The sequence below is a fragment of the Methylobacterium brachythecii genome (genome assembly GCF_014196345.1).
In the GTDB taxonomy this organism is placed as follows: domain Bacteria; phylum Pseudomonadota; class Alphaproteobacteria; order Rhizobiales; family Beijerinckiaceae; genus Methylobacterium; species Methylobacterium brachythecii.
This window is the reverse complement of the sequence record NZ_JACIDN010000001.1, coordinates 427,639-441,384: the sequence shown is the minus strand read 5'-3', so window position 1 is coordinate 441,384 and position 13,746 is coordinate 427,639. Positions and strand designations below refer to the sequence as shown.

The 13,746-nt window shown below is 70.5% G+C and carries 15 protein-coding genes; 8 read left to right on the top strand and 7 right to left on the bottom strand.

Annotation, left to right across the window (positions count from 1 at the left end):
• The first annotated feature begins 228 nt into the window (after window positions 1–228).
• From GGR33_RS02205 to GGR33_RS02170, 8 genes are all read left to right on the top strand, one after another.
• The gene (locus GGR33_RS02205) at window positions 229–1,644 is read left to right on the top strand and encodes a hypothetical protein (RefSeq protein ID WP_183502146.1); all 1,416 of its coding nucleotides are present in this window, start codon (window positions 229–231) and stop codon (window positions 1,642–1,644) included.
• Window positions 1,641–2,153: a hypothetical protein gene (locus tag GGR33_RS02200; RefSeq protein ID WP_183501728.1), complete on the top strand. Its 513-nt coding sequence runs from the start codon at window positions 1,641–1,643 to the stop codon at window positions 2,151–2,153. Before GGR33_RS02205 ends, GGR33_RS02200 begins: the two co-directional genes overlap by 4 nt.
• Before the next feature lie 60 nt (window positions 2,154–2,213).
• On the top strand, window positions 2,214–3,368 hold the full coding sequence (locus tag GGR33_RS02195) for a hypothetical protein (protein ID WP_183501727.1): 1,155 nt from the start codon (window positions 2,214–2,216) through the stop codon (window positions 3,366–3,368).
• Between the two features lie 79 nt (window positions 3,369–3,447).
• A complete protein-coding gene (locus tag GGR33_RS02190; protein WP_183501726.1) occupies window positions 3,448–4,428 on the top strand; it encodes a trypsin-like serine peptidase in 981 nt (326 codons plus the stop codon).
• A 100-nt stretch (window positions 4,429–4,528) separates the two neighbouring features.
• Window positions 4,529–5,383 (top strand): OmpA family protein, encoded by an 855-nt coding sequence (locus GGR33_RS02185; protein ID WP_183501725.1) that lies wholly within the window; start codon window positions 4,529–4,531, stop codon window positions 5,381–5,383.
• Between the two features lie 30 nt (window positions 5,384–5,413).
• On the top strand, window positions 5,414–6,382 hold the full coding sequence (locus GGR33_RS02180; RefSeq protein WP_183501724.1) for a hypothetical protein: 969 nt from the start codon (window positions 5,414–5,416) through the stop codon (window positions 6,380–6,382).
• Between the two features lie 10 nt (window positions 6,383–6,392).
• Entirely contained in the window at window positions 6,393–6,743 is a 351-nt protein-coding gene (locus tag GGR33_RS02175) for a lysozyme inhibitor LprI family protein (protein WP_183501723.1), read from the top strand.
• 54 nt (window positions 6,744–6,797) lie between these two features.
• Complete coding sequence (locus GGR33_RS02170; RefSeq protein ID WP_183501722.1) at window positions 6,798–7,082, top strand: hypothetical protein; 285 nt, start codon at window positions 6,798–6,800, stop codon at window positions 7,080–7,082.
• A 123-nt stretch (window positions 7,083–7,205) separates the two neighbouring features.
• Here the strand turns inward: GGR33_RS02170 and GGR33_RS02165 are convergent, their stop codons facing one another.
• From GGR33_RS02165 to mdcA, 7 genes are all read right to left on the bottom strand, one after another.
• Window positions 7,206–8,123 carry a malonate decarboxylase subunit epsilon gene (locus GGR33_RS02165; protein ID WP_284212210.1) on the bottom strand — a complete coding sequence of 306 codons (918 nt, stop codon included), beginning with the start codon at window positions 8,121–8,123 and terminating at the stop codon, window positions 7,206–7,208.
• Window positions 8,117–9,040 (bottom strand): triphosphoribosyl-dephospho-CoA synthase MdcB, encoded by a 924-nt coding sequence (gene mdcB / locus GGR33_RS02160; protein WP_183501721.1) that lies wholly within the window; start codon window positions 9,038–9,040, stop codon window positions 8,117–8,119. Before mdcB ends, GGR33_RS02165 begins: the two co-directional genes overlap by 7 nt.
• A complete protein-coding gene (mdcG, locus tag GGR33_RS02155) occupies window positions 9,037–9,720 on the bottom strand; it encodes a malonate decarboxylase holo-[acyl-carrier-protein] synthase (RefSeq protein ID WP_284211944.1) in 684 nt (227 codons plus the stop codon). The genes mdcB and mdcG overlap by 4 nt, the downstream gene beginning before the upstream one ends.
• A gap of 193 nt (window positions 9,721–9,913) precedes the next feature.
• Window positions 9,914–10,627, bottom strand: coding sequence for a biotin-independent malonate decarboxylase subunit gamma (mdcE, locus tag GGR33_RS02150; protein WP_183501720.1), 714 nt, complete (start codon window positions 10,625–10,627; stop codon window positions 9,914–9,916).
• Complete coding sequence (locus GGR33_RS02145) at window positions 10,614–11,531, bottom strand: biotin-independent malonate decarboxylase subunit beta (RefSeq protein ID WP_183501719.1); 918 nt, start codon at window positions 11,529–11,531, stop codon at window positions 10,614–10,616. Before GGR33_RS02145 ends, mdcE begins: the two co-directional genes overlap by 14 nt.
• A 3-nt stretch (window positions 11,532–11,534) precedes the next feature.
• Entirely contained in the window at window positions 11,535–11,843 is a 309-nt protein-coding gene (mdcC, locus tag GGR33_RS02140; protein ID WP_183501718.1) for a malonate decarboxylase acyl carrier protein, read from the bottom strand.
• Between the two features lie 149 nt (window positions 11,844–11,992).
• Window positions 11,993–13,639 (bottom strand): malonate decarboxylase subunit alpha, encoded by a 1,647-nt coding sequence (gene mdcA / locus GGR33_RS02135; RefSeq protein ID WP_183501717.1) that lies wholly within the window; start codon window positions 13,637–13,639, stop codon window positions 11,993–11,995.
• Window positions 13,640–13,746 lie beyond the last annotated feature (107 nt).

Below are 13,746 nucleotides of genomic sequence, written 5' to 3'. Positions count from 1 at the left end.
GCCCCCCCGGCGCCCCCTTGGGTGTGGGCCCCCCGTGCCCCGGGGGGGGGGGCCCCCCCCCCCCCGCCCCCGCCCCCCCCCCCCCCCCACCTCAGGATGAGGGGGATGGGTCGGAACTCAGGTGAGTTCGTACCGGATACTGTCGTCGAGCGGGGGTGACGGATGGCCGGGCAGGCGATATCGATGCGCGACCTCAAGGCTTCACAAGGGTTTGCACCCAGCGAGCGCATGAGCGGCGGATACGACGAGCGCTGTGCGGCCGACCTCGCCAATGTGAGTGAGGGCCGCGACCTCTCCCGCGAGGATCGGGCCTGGCTCGCCCGGGTCGTCACGGGCGCCGTGCGCCCGAACCGCGACAAGCCGCTCTGGGACCTCGCCCACGCCCTCGCCGCCCTCGCTCGCTTCCAGGGCTGCCGCGACGGGCGCGATCTCGTCACCCTGGCGCTCGATCCGGGTCTCGCGCGTGCCGATGCGATCGCGGCGCGGCTTTCCGGCATGAGAGCAGGAGCCGGCGTGGCGATCGACGGGCGCGGCCTCGTCTTGCAGGACGGCGGAGAGGGCTGGCGCACGACCTGGTCCGGACTCGCCCGGCTGCTGGCGCTGGCCGAGTTCGTGCTGACGGCCGAGGATCTCGAACAGTTTGCGACGGTCTCGGGCTGGCTGGACGACCTCGTCGCAGAGCCCGGATCGGACGGCGCGACGTTCCTCGCCAAGCGCCTCGCCCGCCACCTCGCCGCTTATCGCAATGCGCATCTGCCGCTGGCGCCGCTCGAACGCCGCTTCCGCGCGATCCTCGGCTTCCTCGACGGGCAGCGCAGCTTCGTCGACGACGACATCCTCGGTTTCTGGCGCAACGAGATGGCGACCGGCGAGCGGCCGGGTTTCCGGACCGTGGCGGAGCATTTCGTGACCTTCGAGGCGGCCTCCGGTCTCCTTGGCGGGCTGGAGAGCCTGTCCTCCCCCGTCTCCCTCGACGCGGCCGAGGGCTGGGAGGAGCGACTCGATGCCTCGCTCGCCGACCTCGCCGCCGCCGAACCCGCCGAGGCCCTGGCCGCCCTGCTCTCCGACCTGCCGAATGGCCCGAAAATCCTCACCGGCGCGGAGCGCGACGACCTCGTCGATTTCCTGCGCCTCGAACCCTTCCACCGCACCCGGCCGCTGACGGCTTTGCGCGCCGCAAGTTTCGGGCGCGTACAATCGGGCATCGCCAACCGCCTGCGGCGGGGCAGCGGTGGCGGCGACGTCGCCGAACGGGCCTCCTGCGCCGAGGCCGAGAGCTATGCGGCGCTGCAGGAGCGGGCCGGCTCGCTCGCCAAGCATCTCGCCCGCATGCTGAAGATCGCAGCCGCCCTGCGCATCGCGGACCGCGACGCGCTCCCCGCCGAGACGCGCGCCGCCCTTGACGCCGCAGAGGCCGATCTACGGCGGGTGCGCCGGGCTGGGTTCGAGGATCGCGCCGAGCTCGCCGCAGGCTTCGCCGCCGTCGACGCGACCTTGGTTCGCCTCGCTGAGGAGACCGGCCGCCTGGAGCAGGCTCTTGCCGCCCTCGCCCGCCAGCGCCCGCTCGAACCGGCCTTCGCCGCAGACCGGGTGATCTTCGCGCAAGCTTTCGCGGAAGCCTATGCCGGGGAGGCCGCCGCATGAGCGACGAGGCCCAGATGCTCGCCGAGATCCATGCCGCCCGCGGATTGCTGCGCGTGAACCCGCCGCCGAATGCCGTCACGCATGCCGCGCTCTGGGCGCACGCGACACGCGAGCCGGGCCAGCCCGTTGATTTTTCCGTGGTGCGGGCGCTGCGCACCGATCCCGACACGGCCCGGCGCTACCGCGCGATGCTTGGCGCCCAGGCCCTGGCCCATGCCCCACTCGCCGCGGCCGCCTCCGACGGCGCCATCACAAGACGGCGGCTCGGCGCCTTCGAGCTGGAGATCCTGCCGGCCGAGGACGATGCGCCGCCGCTCCTCGTCCTGCGCGGCGTGGAGGCGAAGGTGCCCCGCGTGATCGAGGCCTGGCTCGGCGACGACACGGTGCGGCTCGAGCTCGGCGCCCCCGTCGAGGGCGCCATCCTGCTCGCCCTCGATCCGGCCGTGCCCGAGGCGGTGGAACTCGGCCGGATGCTGAGTGAGCCGGCCTGCGCGGTGTTTCTGCTGTGAGGCTCACCGCTTCGGAGGCCGCCGCGTGATCTCGCTCATGCCCATCGAGGGCGGCAGCACGTGAGCTTCCAAAAAAGAATCCTCGTCGTGGTGCCGACCACCAACGGTCCGCTTCGGCTGCGTGCCCTCAAGCCGCGTCCGGGCCTGCCGGCCTCGGCCGCCTTCGCCGATGGCGACTATCGCCCCCTGCCCTGGTCGGGCGACTATGCTCGTCTCGCCATCCCCGGCGGCCCGCTGTCCCGCCTCACCGGCGCTGATCTCCCGCCACATGAGCTGCGCCTGTCGGGCTCCTTCGATGCCGGACGCTCCTGGGAGGCTCCAATCTGCCTCGCCCACGGCCTCGCCGCGCAGGGCCATGGCCTCGCCGCCGAGCCGGCGCAGGCCGACCTCATTCTCTGGGCGACCGGCGCCGTCGATCTCGATCTCGCGGTGATCCCCGGCGACTACGCGCTCCTCGACAAGATCGAGCGCTCGCGCCCCCTCTTCGCCGAAGCCCGACAGGCCGTCCTCGCGGTGCTCCTGCCGGACGGTCCGGAACGCGCCGAGGCCGAAGCCGCGATCCGAGCCCTCGGCCGCGCTCACCCTCCCCTGATCTTGCCGTCGAGCTCCGTTTCGGCGGCTTTGCGAGCGCTCGCCTTGCCCGCGGACTCGGCCGCCGCTCCGCCGGCTGCGCGGTTCCGGCGGTCAATGTTCCCCGTGGGTGCCGCGGCACTTGCCTGCGTCACCCTCGCGGGTGCCTACGGGATAGCGCGGCTGCCCTCGTCGGCATCCCAGGACCTTCCCGTGAAGGATGGCACCGGCACCCTCGCGACGGCGGCAAAAACCGACCCGGCCGAAGCCCAGCCGAAGCCGTCGCTGCCACCGGTGAAGGTCGAGGAATTGCGGGCGCCACCCGGCTCGTCCTGCCGCCGGGTGGCCTTCGGCGCCGACCCGCCCGAACGCCGTGCGGTCGCCCTCGAAGCCGAGGGCCGGCTCGCCGCGACCCGCCTTTCCTCCGACCTCTGCGGCCTCGCCATCCGCGCCGAAGCGGCTGACGCGTCTCTCGAAATCGGACCGGAACTGCGGGGCGCATCACTGCCGCCGGTGCGTCTTTCGGACAGAGCCCAGGCCTATTTCCTGAAAGAGGCTGGCCGACAGAACCTCGTCTACGCCGTCCAGGTGATCCCGAGGGCCGGCCCTCCCGGCGCTCGCCTCGTCCATGCGCTGACACGCTGAGCCGAGGGCGCGCCGCATCGTGACTTTTGACCGAGCAGCCAAGCGCGGGCATAGGACCGCGACGGAGAGGAGCGCCACGATGCCCGCCAACCGCCGGAAGAACGGCATCGGCCTGCCGGCCGCCTGCCTGCTGTCGTCGGTGACCCTCGCTGCACCGGCGCAGGCCCAGACCGTCGGCTTCGACCCCGCCGATTACGGCAGGGCGCAACTCCCGCTCCGCCAGACAACCGGCGACGCCGCCGCCTTCGTCGACCAGAATAAGGGCGCCTTCGAGCCCGTCGCCGAGCTCGATCCGAAGGACGCCCTCGCCGTCCTCGCCCGGCCCATTGGCCGCGTCGACATCCTCCTGAAGAACACGCGCACCGGCCAGCAGATGGGTGCCTCGTGCACCGGCACGCTGCTGCCGGGCGACTACGTGCTCACCAACCACCATTGCCTGCCGCAATCGGGCGAGCTGACGCCGCTCAAGGTCTCGATCCTGATGGATTACCTGACGCTGGACGGCAAAGGCTCGCGCCGCTTCGAGATGGAGGCCAAACCCATCGAGTTCGACCCGCGGCTCGATTACGCGCTCGCCCGCGTCGCCGGCCATCCCGGCGAGATCTACGGCACTGCCCGTCTCTCCGGCGGGGAGATTGCCGGCAATCCCTCGATGCTGGTGATCCACCATCCGCTCGGGCGCCCGAAGGTGATGAGCCGCTTCCGCTGCTTCGCGATGAAGGAGCAGCCCGACGGGCCGGACCTGCGCCACCGCTGCGACACTCTCGCCGGCTCCTCCGGCTCGCTGATGTTCGAAGGGTCCGTCGGCGCCGTCGCCCTGCACAAGGAGGGCGGCCTCGATCCGAAGGACGCATCGAGCTTCAACAGCGCCACGCGCCTCAACGCCATCCTCGGCAAGAGCCGCATCCTCGCGGAGATCGCCGGCCAGCCGGGCCGCCCTGTCGCCGCCGCCGATCCCGGCAAGCCTTCTGCTGCGCCGGCCGCCGCCGCGCCCTCGGGTCCGCCGGCCTCGGCGCCGCTCGATCCCGCCGGCATGAACGCCGTCCTGCGCGGGCGCTGATCCCGAAGAAAGAATCCACCGGCCGACGAAAACGGCTCTGGGCCACCCATGGATCGGGTGTGAGGGGCTTGAACGCCCAAGACCGAAGAGGGGGCGACCCATGCGGACCCAAGACCAGCCGTCGCGACGCGCGCTGCGCGCAGCAGCGCCGCTTCCGGTCGGCAAACGGATCGGCCTGATCCTCGCAGCCGGCCTCGCCCTGGCGCCCATCAGCCCGGTTCGGGCCAATCCGCTGACCGAGGTGCCTGGCGCGCGCCCTGCGCCTGCCGCACCCGCCGCGCCTGCCGAAGAGGCGGCTCCCCCCCGCAACGAGGCGGCCGAGCGCGCCGAGGCCGCGGCGATCAATCCGAGCGCCACGGCGATCATCCGTTCGCTCGCCCCCTTCGCCGACGGCAATCCGGGCGCCCCGCCCGCACCGGTGGCCGTTGCTCCCAACGATGGCGGCCCGAGCGTGCGGATCGACCCGGCTCGGACGATCGATCTCACCGTGTTCTTCACCTATGACAGCGCCCGCCTGACACCCGAGGCGCGCATGCAGCTCCAGCCGCTCGGCGAGGCCCTGCGCGCGCCTGATCTCGCCGGCTACGGCTTCCTCATCGCCGGCCATACCGATGCGGCAGGAGGCCCCGCCTATAACCGACGTCTCTCGCTCGCTCGGGCGCGGGCCGTGAAGGCCCATCTCGTCGAGGGCTACGGCATCGCGCCGGAGCGGCTGCGCGTCCATGGCTGGGGTCCGACCCGGCTGAAGGAGCCGTCCGCACCGCTCTCGCGGGTGAACCGCCGCGTCGAGGTCACGTTGATCGCGCCACCGGCCCGCAGCGGGGCGCTCCGCTTCATCCTGCCGGCCTCGATGCGCTCCTGCGCCGCCCTGCAGGCCCATGATCCGCGCCTGCGCGTCGCCCTCGACCTCGACGATTTCGACGCGGCGCCGACCCCGCCGCCCTGCGCCGACTGATCCAGATACGATTTACCGAAGGAGCCCCAGATGTCGTTCGTCACACCCGCGGCTTTGCGTGCCGCCCTCGCATTCGTCTCGTTCGGCTTCGCCGTCCTGGCCGGCCCGGCGCCCGCCCTGGCCCAGGCCAAACCCAACATCGTCGTGATGGGCGAGGATGCCGACGAGGATACGGTGCCGCGCGGCAACCGCATCTTCCAGCGCGTCATCACCGAGCTCACCGAGACAATGAATCTCCACGGCTACAACGTCTATGACGAGACCGCAGTGGCGATGGGCATCACCCAGCCCAACCGCGTGCGTCGCCGCGATGCCGAACTGATCGACGTCGCCCGCTCGGTGCAGAATCCGCCGCTCGATGTGGTGGTGATCTTCCAGATCTACGCCTCGGCCTCGAAGTCGGCCTATTCCGACATCGTGCGGCCGGAGGTGCGAATCCCCGGCCGTCTGCTGAACGTCCGCACCGGCCAGTCCATCGGCTCCTTCGAGGTGGCCGGCGTGCAGCTTCCGCCGCTGCCCCAGGGCTGCGACCGCGAATGCCTGCTGGAAAAGGTCGGCGCCGAATCCAAGACGATCGCCGCCGACGTCGCCTCGGCCCTCACCACGAAGCTCGACGGCTTCGTCGCGCCTCGCAAAGGCGCCGATGCCGGATCGGCCTTGACCGCGGCTCCCGATGCGCCCGTGGCAGGTGGCGCCGTCGCGGCGGCTCCCGGCGGCGAAAGCTGCGCCGGCCTGCCGACCGCCTACGTGGTCAAATTCAACGGCTTCTCCTCGCAGGAGGTGCAGGCGGCCGAGGAGTATATGTCGGCCTTCCGCTGCTACGAGCACCACCGCCCGGTGCGCTCGGGCGCGGCCAGCGCCGAATACTGGTACGAGACCCGCTCCGACTCCGCCCGTCTCGGCCGCAACCTGCGGCTGATGCTGGAGCACATGAGTGCGCCGGGTCAGGTCCAGTTCTCAGGCAACACCTTCGTGCTCAGCCGCGTCGCGACTCGCTGAGGCCGCGCCGATGATCCGCCGGCCCCGCCTCGCCGCCATGCTGTTTCTCGGTCTCGGCGGCATGGCCTCGGCCGCGCCGGCCCTCAGCGATATTCCCGGCGAGACGCCGGGCCAGTGCCGGAACGCCGACGATCTCGTGCTCTGTCTCTCGAAGCTCGCCGAGCGCAGCGAAGCCCACGTCCGCTCGGCCCTCCACAAGGCGCGAGAGGCCCTGAGAGCGAGCACGATGATCTCGGATGATGCGCGCCCAGCCGCGCTGGCCACGCTGGAGCGGACGCAGAAAGCCTGGGAAGTCTATGTGAAGGCTCGCTGCGAGGGCGAGGTGCCAGTGGAGCTCTCCGATCTCGGCGACATGAGCTGACGTTCTGCGGCCACCCCGGCACCCACCTTGTGAGAACTCCGCTTGGAGGCATCCATGACGATCACGCGTCCCCAGGCCTCGGCTCTCGCCGTCGCCGCGCTCTGGGCATCCCTATCGTCGGCGAGCGCACAACCCGCGGAGCCGGCCGCGCTCCTTCGAGACTGGGCGGCGGCCAACAGCGCCTGTCGCGGCGGGCACGGAGACGACCCGGCCACCCAGGATGCCTGCGCCCGGCGCGACACCATCGACGCGCGGCTCTCCGCAGCAGGATGGTGCTACGGCCGGCCTGGTGATCCGGGTTACCGCCGGACTTGGCAGCGCTGCTCGGGTGGCCGCTGATCCAGGTGGACCGCTGGCGTTCGGGCCGGACATCGATCGGCCAGGCCTACGGCTTTGCAGCGATCGAGCCCTCCGAACACTGAAGTCGTGGGAAATCCGCGATTCGCTTAGGCTGGCCCGCGATTATCCCCCAACCCAAGCGACGACGCCTTCGACGGAGCGGAAGTCCTCCAGCGCATGGACGCGCGCTTCGGGAAGGGCGTCGCGGGCCATGGTCGCGAGGCTGTGGCCGGGCCCGAGTTCCAGCACGGATGTCGCGCCGAATTCGCGACAGGCCTGCAGACAGGCGGCCCAGTCGATGGTCTCGGAAATCTGGCGCGCGAGCTTGTCGAGGCCTTTGACCGGGTCGAAAACCGTCGTTCCATCAAGTCCTTGAACGAGTCGCGGAGCGCCTGGAGGTGGTCGCCGCAGGGTCTCTTGGGCGAGGGCCTGGGCAAAGCTCTGGCTTGCGGGCGCGAGCAACGGGGTGTGCGACGGGGTGTGGACCGGGAGCAGGATAGCCCGCTGAGCGCCGGCGGCGGTGGTTTCTATGCAGAGTGCGTCGAGGGCCGTGCGCAAACCGCCGACCACTGCGCTGTCGGGAGCGTTGCGGATGGCGAGATGGCAGCCGTGGCGCTCGGCCATTTTCGTAACGGAACCAAGGCTCAAGCCGCGGATTCCGGCGAGGCCGTAGCCCTCGCCGGAGGCGGCGTCCATGGCCTCCGCTCGGATGGCGGCGAGGCGCAAGATGGCGGCTGGCTCGAGGCGCCCAGCGCAGCCCCAAGCGGCGAGGTCGCCGATGCTGTAGCCCGCGACGATCATGCGCGAAGGCTTTGATTTTTCGACGATTTTGAAGGCTGAGAGCGCGGCGGTGCAACACAGAATCTGGCCGGTCCTGTTGCCGTGGAGGTCGGCATCCGGTCGTGCGACGAGGTCGCGCGGATCGGCGCCGAGAAGTGGCGTGGCGGCTTCGAAGATGGGCTGCGCTTCCGGCAAATCCTTCGTGAGGTTGAACATTCCGGGATGCTGCGCCCCCTGACCGGTGCACAACAGCGCTAGCACGACGCGGGCTTTCCAGAGGGGCCGGTCCCGGCATGCCCGAGGGGTAAAGCGCGGGGGCGCCCGGCATGCTCGTGGCGTGCCACGAACACCGTCATGGCCAGCAGGTCGGCTGCGCCGCCGGGGCTGAGCCGCCTAGCCACGAAATCGCGATGGGCCGACTCGGCGGCCTGCCGCCAATCGGGTTGGCCGACGCCGCCACGGGCCAGGAACGCGGCAGCTGCGCGCCGGGCGAAGGCGAGGCCGTCCGGGCCGCCGCGGTGAAGCAGGTTGGTGTCCTCGGTGGCGGCGATCAGCGCGAAGCAGGCTTCGACTCGGGCGGCCTCGGGGTCGTCGGGCCGGAGGGCCAGGCGGTGCCGGAGGGCCGGCAGGCCGATTCGGTAAACGGTCGGGAATCCGGCTGCGGCTTCGGCCGGGGCTCCGCCGACGCCATGGCGACGTCGGGCGCGGGCGCCGGGGGCATGCAGGAGGACGGGCCCGTTCAGGATGCCCTGGGCATGGGTGCGGGCGACATGGGCGCCGAGCGCTCCGGGGCGGATCGACGACACACCGGCTCCGAGGGCGCCGGCGGCGGAGGCGAGCAGGCCGAGGCCGAAAATGGCGCCGCGATGGGTGTTCACGCCGCCGGTCGCCGCGAGCATGGCGGCCTCGGCGGCGAGGCCGATGCGGCGCAGGCCGTCCATGCCGAGGCCGCGCGCGCCGGCTTCTGCCAACTCGCAAAAATAGGGTTCGAGGGCGGCGGCGCTGGCCTTGAAGGTGGCGGCGTCCATGTCGTCGTGGCTGCCGCTGTCGACGAGGCTGACGAGGCCCGGCTTGGGATAGGTGTCGAGTTCGAGCCGCAGGGCCTCCACCGCGCAGCGGGCGATGAAGGCTGCTTCGCAGGTGGCCGACTGGATGCGGAGAGCGGTTGCGGCGCTCATGCGGCGGCACCTCCCCGCAGGCCCGCGACCGGGCGCATCTCCAGGCGGTCGATGTGCTTGGCGAGGACTTCGCCGGTATCCGGGGCGTCCAGCAGTTCGCGCCAGTGGAGACCAGCACCGTCCGACAGCAACAACTCGCCGTCGAGGCGCATCGGGGCAGCGTCCGCAATGCGGGCGAGCGCGACGAGGAAGCCGGCCGGTATCGTCTGCGTAGGTAGCGGCCAGAGTAGATCGAGGTCGGAGGTGGCGGCGAGGTAGGTGAGCCCGGTCGCGGCCTGCCAGAGCAGGCTGCCGAACGGGCGTGGCGTCAGGCCGTGTGAGGCGCCGAGGGTGATCAGAGCGTCGAGGGTAAGCTGCCAGGCTTCGGGCGCGGCGGCGCGGGCATCGGCGGGGGCCACGGGCGGATGGAGCGTCAGTTTGTCCGGCAGAAACGCGAAAGAAAGCCGTCGCTTGCCGTCGGCTGGGGGCAGCGGCAGGCCGAGCGGGACCAGGTCGCGCGCCTCGCCCGCAAAGTAGCGGCGAAGGATGAGCGGGCGGCCGGCAGTAGCCCAGCCGGCGATGTGCGGGACGCCGTCGAGGTCGGGCCGCTGGCGCAGCATGGCCGCCCAGGCGGCGGGGTCGACGCGGACGAGGTCGTGGCGGCGGTAGGCGCCGAGTGGCGCGGCGGATTTTCCATCCACCGCCTTGTCCTTATTCCCACCCTGTCCCTCATCCTGAGGTGCGAGGCGCAGCCGAGCCTCGAAGGACGGCTCCAGCCTGTCGCGCGATCCCTGGGGCCCTCCTTCGAGGTTGCTCTGCAACACCTCAGGATGAGGTGGTGGGTGGGACTCAGCGGGAGGTGATGGGTGGGAGGAGACGCTTCTCCCGCTCATCTCAGCCTCGCGCCTGCCGGGCGACGCGCTCGGCAATATCGCGCGCCACCGGCCGTCCACCTCGCTCTTGGCCGAGCCGATCGCGGACGTCGCTTTTTGGCATCTCGGCGATCAGGGCGCGGATCTGTCCGTCGAGCGGCTTCTCCGCATCGAGCACGACATGCACCGCGCCGGCGGCGACCATGTTGTCGAGGCCAGGGGCGAAGACCGGGGTCGACTTCGCCATCTCCTGCAGCTTCTCCAGCGGGAGCTTGGTGACGCGGGCCACCGAAGGGAGGTCCATCACGCTGGGGTTCGCTCCGGGCAAAGCCGCGAGCACCCGCGTCGCGAGCGCCGTTGCAATGAACGCGCCGGCCGCCGAGTGGCCGTAGATCAACCCGATCGTGGGGTGGCCGAGGCGGTCGGCCAGCAGCAGCGACTTAGCGAGATGGGCGAGGCATTCGTTGAGGCCGAGCAGCTCGTCGCGCCGGCTCATGCGCTGGCTGTCGGAATCGATCGCGACGAGAATCGGCGACCGGTCGCCGGCCCGCACCACGTCGAGTACGGCGGCGGAGAGCGCCAGCGCGCCCTCGACGCCGAGCGGCGTGTCGCCATCGATGCCGACGACGTGGAGCGGCTTGCCGTCGAGGCTGCCCTGTCCCGTGACGAGGCCTTCCGCGACGGTAACGGAATGGCCATGCGGAAAGAGTGAGGCCAGGATATCAGCGAGCGTCATGGGAGGCCTCCGTCACGTTGGCCACGGTCTCCGCGAAGGCGGCATCGGTCATCGCCGGCACGGCGTCGGGATCGTTGACCCCGAGACGCGCCCAGATCTCGGTGGCGTCGCGGCAATCGCCGAAGCGCTTTACGCGGGCTTCGAGACGTGATTGCTCGGCCTCCAGCATGGCAAGGTCGAAGGCGGGCGCCGCGCCGATCAGCCGGATCGCCGCCTCGCGAAAGGCTGCGACGGTGTCAGCGCAATAGGCATCCGCCCCGCCGGTCAGCCGGCGATGTTTGCCACCCATGGTGCGCCAGACCAGGGCGCGGTCGCGCGAATCGAACTCCTCGGCACCCTTGTTGGTCTCGATCACCTCAGGACCGGAAACCGAGATGCGACCGGATTCCGAGACTGCGAGCCGCGAGCAGGTGCCGGCGATGAGTCCGCCGCCGCCATAGCAACCGGCCCGGCCGCCGATCAGACCGATCACCGGGATGCCTGCGGCGCGCGCATCGGCGATGGCGCGCATGGTCTCGGCGATCGCGGTCTCGCCGGCATTGGCCTCCTGCAGGCGCACGCCGCCGGTATCGAACAGGATCAGCACGGCGGCTGGCTTCGTCTCGATAGCCGCACGCAGCAGGCCGACGAGCTTCGCTCCGTGGATCTCGCCGAAGGCCCCGCCCATGAAGCGGCCTTCCTGCGAGGCGACGAGCACCGGCCGGCCGTCGAGCTGGGCCCGTCCTACGACGATGCCATCGTCGAAGGCGCGCGGCAGGTCGAAGAGCGGCAGGTGCGGGCTCATCGCCCGCTCGGCCGGACCCAAGAATTCCGCGAAGCTGCCCTCGTCGACGAGACCTGCGACACGCTGACGGGCGCTGGCCTCGTACCAGCTCTGCGAGCCGGGATCGGTGACGATTCTCATGGCTTACGCCTCCATCAGCCGGGCGCCCTGGGCGAGGCGCAGGGAGACCGTGTCGGGGCGCGCCCCGCCATCGTTGATGCTGATGCGCAGGCCGCCGGGCTGGGCGCGGGCGACGAAGTCCGCCACCACCGCTTCCCAGACGTCGCCGAACCCGCCGATCGGCGTCTCGATGGCGACCTCACAGGCATCGGGCGGCAGCACCCGCTCCAGCAGGATTTCGAGATTTCCGGAGGCGACTACGCCGATGACCGCCATGGGCTTGGAGCCGGCTGCCGGCTTCTTTGTGCTGTGGCGGAAGTGAAGGGTTTCCATGGGCGACGACTCCGTTCGGGCGTCTCTCGGGTTCAAATGGTCATCCCGTTATTGCGAGCGCAGCGAAGCAATCCAGGCCAACGGGCAACCGTCGGCGAGTGTGGCTCTGGATTGCTTCGCTGCGCTCGCAATGACGGAAAAGGCATGGCTCACCAGTTCCGGAACCGGGCCGGTGGCTCGTAGAGGCCGCCCGACCAGTGGACGAGGTCCTTGATCGACTTGGCCGCGAGAAGGGAGCGGTCTGCATCCAGCGGCTCGATGCCGAGGTCTTCCGGCCGCCTGATCACGCCGCGCTCGCGCAGACGCTGAACCATGGCCCGGTCGCGCCCGCGCCCGACCTCGGTATAGCCGGCGACACCGCGGATCGCCTGCTCGCGCTCGTCTGCGTTGCGGCAGAGCAGGAGGTTGGCGATGCCCTCCTCCGTGACGATGTGGGTGACGTCGTCGCCGTAGATCATCACCGGCGCGAGTTCGAGCCCAGTCTTCTTGGCGAGCTCCAGCGCGTCGAGCTTTTCGACGAAGGTCGGCACCAGCTTGTCGCCAAAGGTCTCGACGAGCTGCACCACGAGCTTGCGGCCGCGCATCAGGGCAGGATCGCCCACGACCTCGGCCTCGTGGCCGGCCTTCATCCAGGTCTCGGAGGGGTGGCGGCGGCCATGCGGGTCCGAGCCCATGTTCGGCGCGCCGCCGAAGCCCGCGACTCGGTTCTGCGTCACCGTCGAGGAATGGCCGGCGAGGTCGATCTGCAGGGTCGCGCCGATGAACATGTCGCAGGCATAGAGCCCGGCCGTCTGGCAGAAGGCGCGGTTGGAGCGCAGGCTCCCGTCGGCGCCGGTGAAGAACACGTCCGAACGCTCGCGGATGTAGCGGTCCATGCCGACTTCCGAGCCGAAGCAATGGACCTGTTTCACCCAGCCCGACTCGATGGCCGGGATCAGAGTCGGGTGCGGGTTGAGCGCCCAATGCGTGGCGATCTTGCCCTTGAGCCCGAGCTTTTCGGCGTAGGTCGGCAGCAGCAGTTCGATCGCCGCCGTGCCGAAGCCGATGCCGTGGTTGAGCCGGCGCACGCCGTATTCGGCGTAGATCCCCTTGATCGCCATCATCGCGATCAGGATCTGCGTCTCGGTCATCGCCGCCGGGTCGCGGGTGAAAAGCGGCTCGACGTAGAACGGCTTGTCGGCCTCGATGACGAAGTCGATCCGGTCGCCGGGAATGTCGACGCGCGGCACCTTGTCGACGATTTCGTTGACCTGGGCGATCACCACGCCGTTCTTGAAGGCGGTGGCCTCGACCACCGTCGGCGTGTCCTCGGTATTCGGCCCTGTATAGAGGTTGCCCTCGCGATCGGCCGAGACGCCCGCGATCAGCGCGACGTTCGGCGTGAGGTCGACGAAGTAGCGCGCGAAGAGTTCGAGGTAGGTGTGGACCGCCCCGAGCTCGATCTGCCCGCCATACAGCATTTTGGCGATGCGGCTGCCCTGCGGACCGGAATAGGAATAGTCGAGCTGCTTGGCGATCCCCGTCTCGAACACGTCGAGATGTTCGGGAAGCACGATGCCAGACTGGACCATGTGCAGGTCGTGGATCTTGGCCGGGTCGCAGGCGGCGAGGCCGCGGGCGAGGCAATCCGCCTGCTTCTGGTTGTCGCCCTCCAGGCAGACCCGGTCGCCGGGCTTCAGCACGGCTTCGAGCAGGTCGACGACGGCCTCGGCCCGAACCACCTTGCCCTGCGCGTGGGCGCGGCCGGCCGCAATGCGCGCGTCGCGGGCCGTCTTCTCGCTGCGCCAGTCCGTCATGCGCTGCCTCCGGGCGTTTGCGTACACCGATAGGGTCGGTCCCGCGCTTTCAGCATTCAGATGCCGGCTTCAATGGCCACTAAGTATGCCAACTTGCGGATCTGTCA

Excerpts from the sequence above, each read along its gene's own strand:
- GGR33_RS02205 (WP_183502146.1), top strand. The coding sequence starts at position 229 with ATGAGCGGCGGATACGACGAGCGCTGTGCGGCCGACCTCGCCAATGTG.
- GGR33_RS02200 (WP_183501728.1), top strand. The coding sequence starts at position 1,641 with ATGAGCGACGAGGCCCAGATGCTCGCCGAGATCCATGCCGCCCGCGGA.
- GGR33_RS02190 (WP_183501726.1), top strand. The coding sequence starts at position 3,448 with ATGCCCGCCAACCGCCGGAAGAACGGCATCGGCCTGCCGGCCGCCTGC.
- GGR33_RS02185 (WP_183501725.1), top strand. The coding sequence starts at position 4,529 with ATGCGGACCCAAGACCAGCCGTCGCGACGCGCGCTGCGCGCAGCAGCG.
- GGR33_RS02180 (WP_183501724.1), top strand. The coding sequence starts at position 5,414 with ATGTCGTTCGTCACACCCGCGGCTTTGCGTGCCGCCCTCGCATTCGTC.
- GGR33_RS02175 (WP_183501723.1), top strand. The coding sequence starts at position 6,393 with ATGATCCGCCGGCCCCGCCTCGCCGCCATGCTGTTTCTCGGTCTCGGC.
- GGR33_RS02170 (WP_183501722.1), top strand. The coding sequence starts at position 6,798 with ATGACGATCACGCGTCCCCAGGCCTCGGCTCTCGCCGTCGCCGCGCTC.
- mdcB (WP_183501721.1), bottom strand. The coding sequence starts at position 9,040 with ATGAGCGCCGCAACCGCTCTCCGCATCCAGTCGGCCACCTGCGAAGCA.
- mdcE (WP_183501720.1), bottom strand. The coding sequence starts at position 10,627 with ATGACGCTCGCTGATATCCTGGCCTCACTCTTTCCGCATGGCCATTCC.
- GGR33_RS02145 (WP_183501719.1), bottom strand. The coding sequence starts at position 11,531 with ATGAGAATCGTCACCGATCCCGGCTCGCAGAGCTGGTACGAGGCCAGC.
- mdcC (WP_183501718.1), bottom strand. The coding sequence starts at position 11,843 with ATGGAAACCCTTCACTTCCGCCACAGCACAAAGAAGCCGGCAGCCGGC.
- mdcA (WP_183501717.1), bottom strand. The coding sequence starts at position 13,639 with ATGACGGACTGGCGCAGCGAGAAGACGGCCCGCGACGCGCGCATTGCG.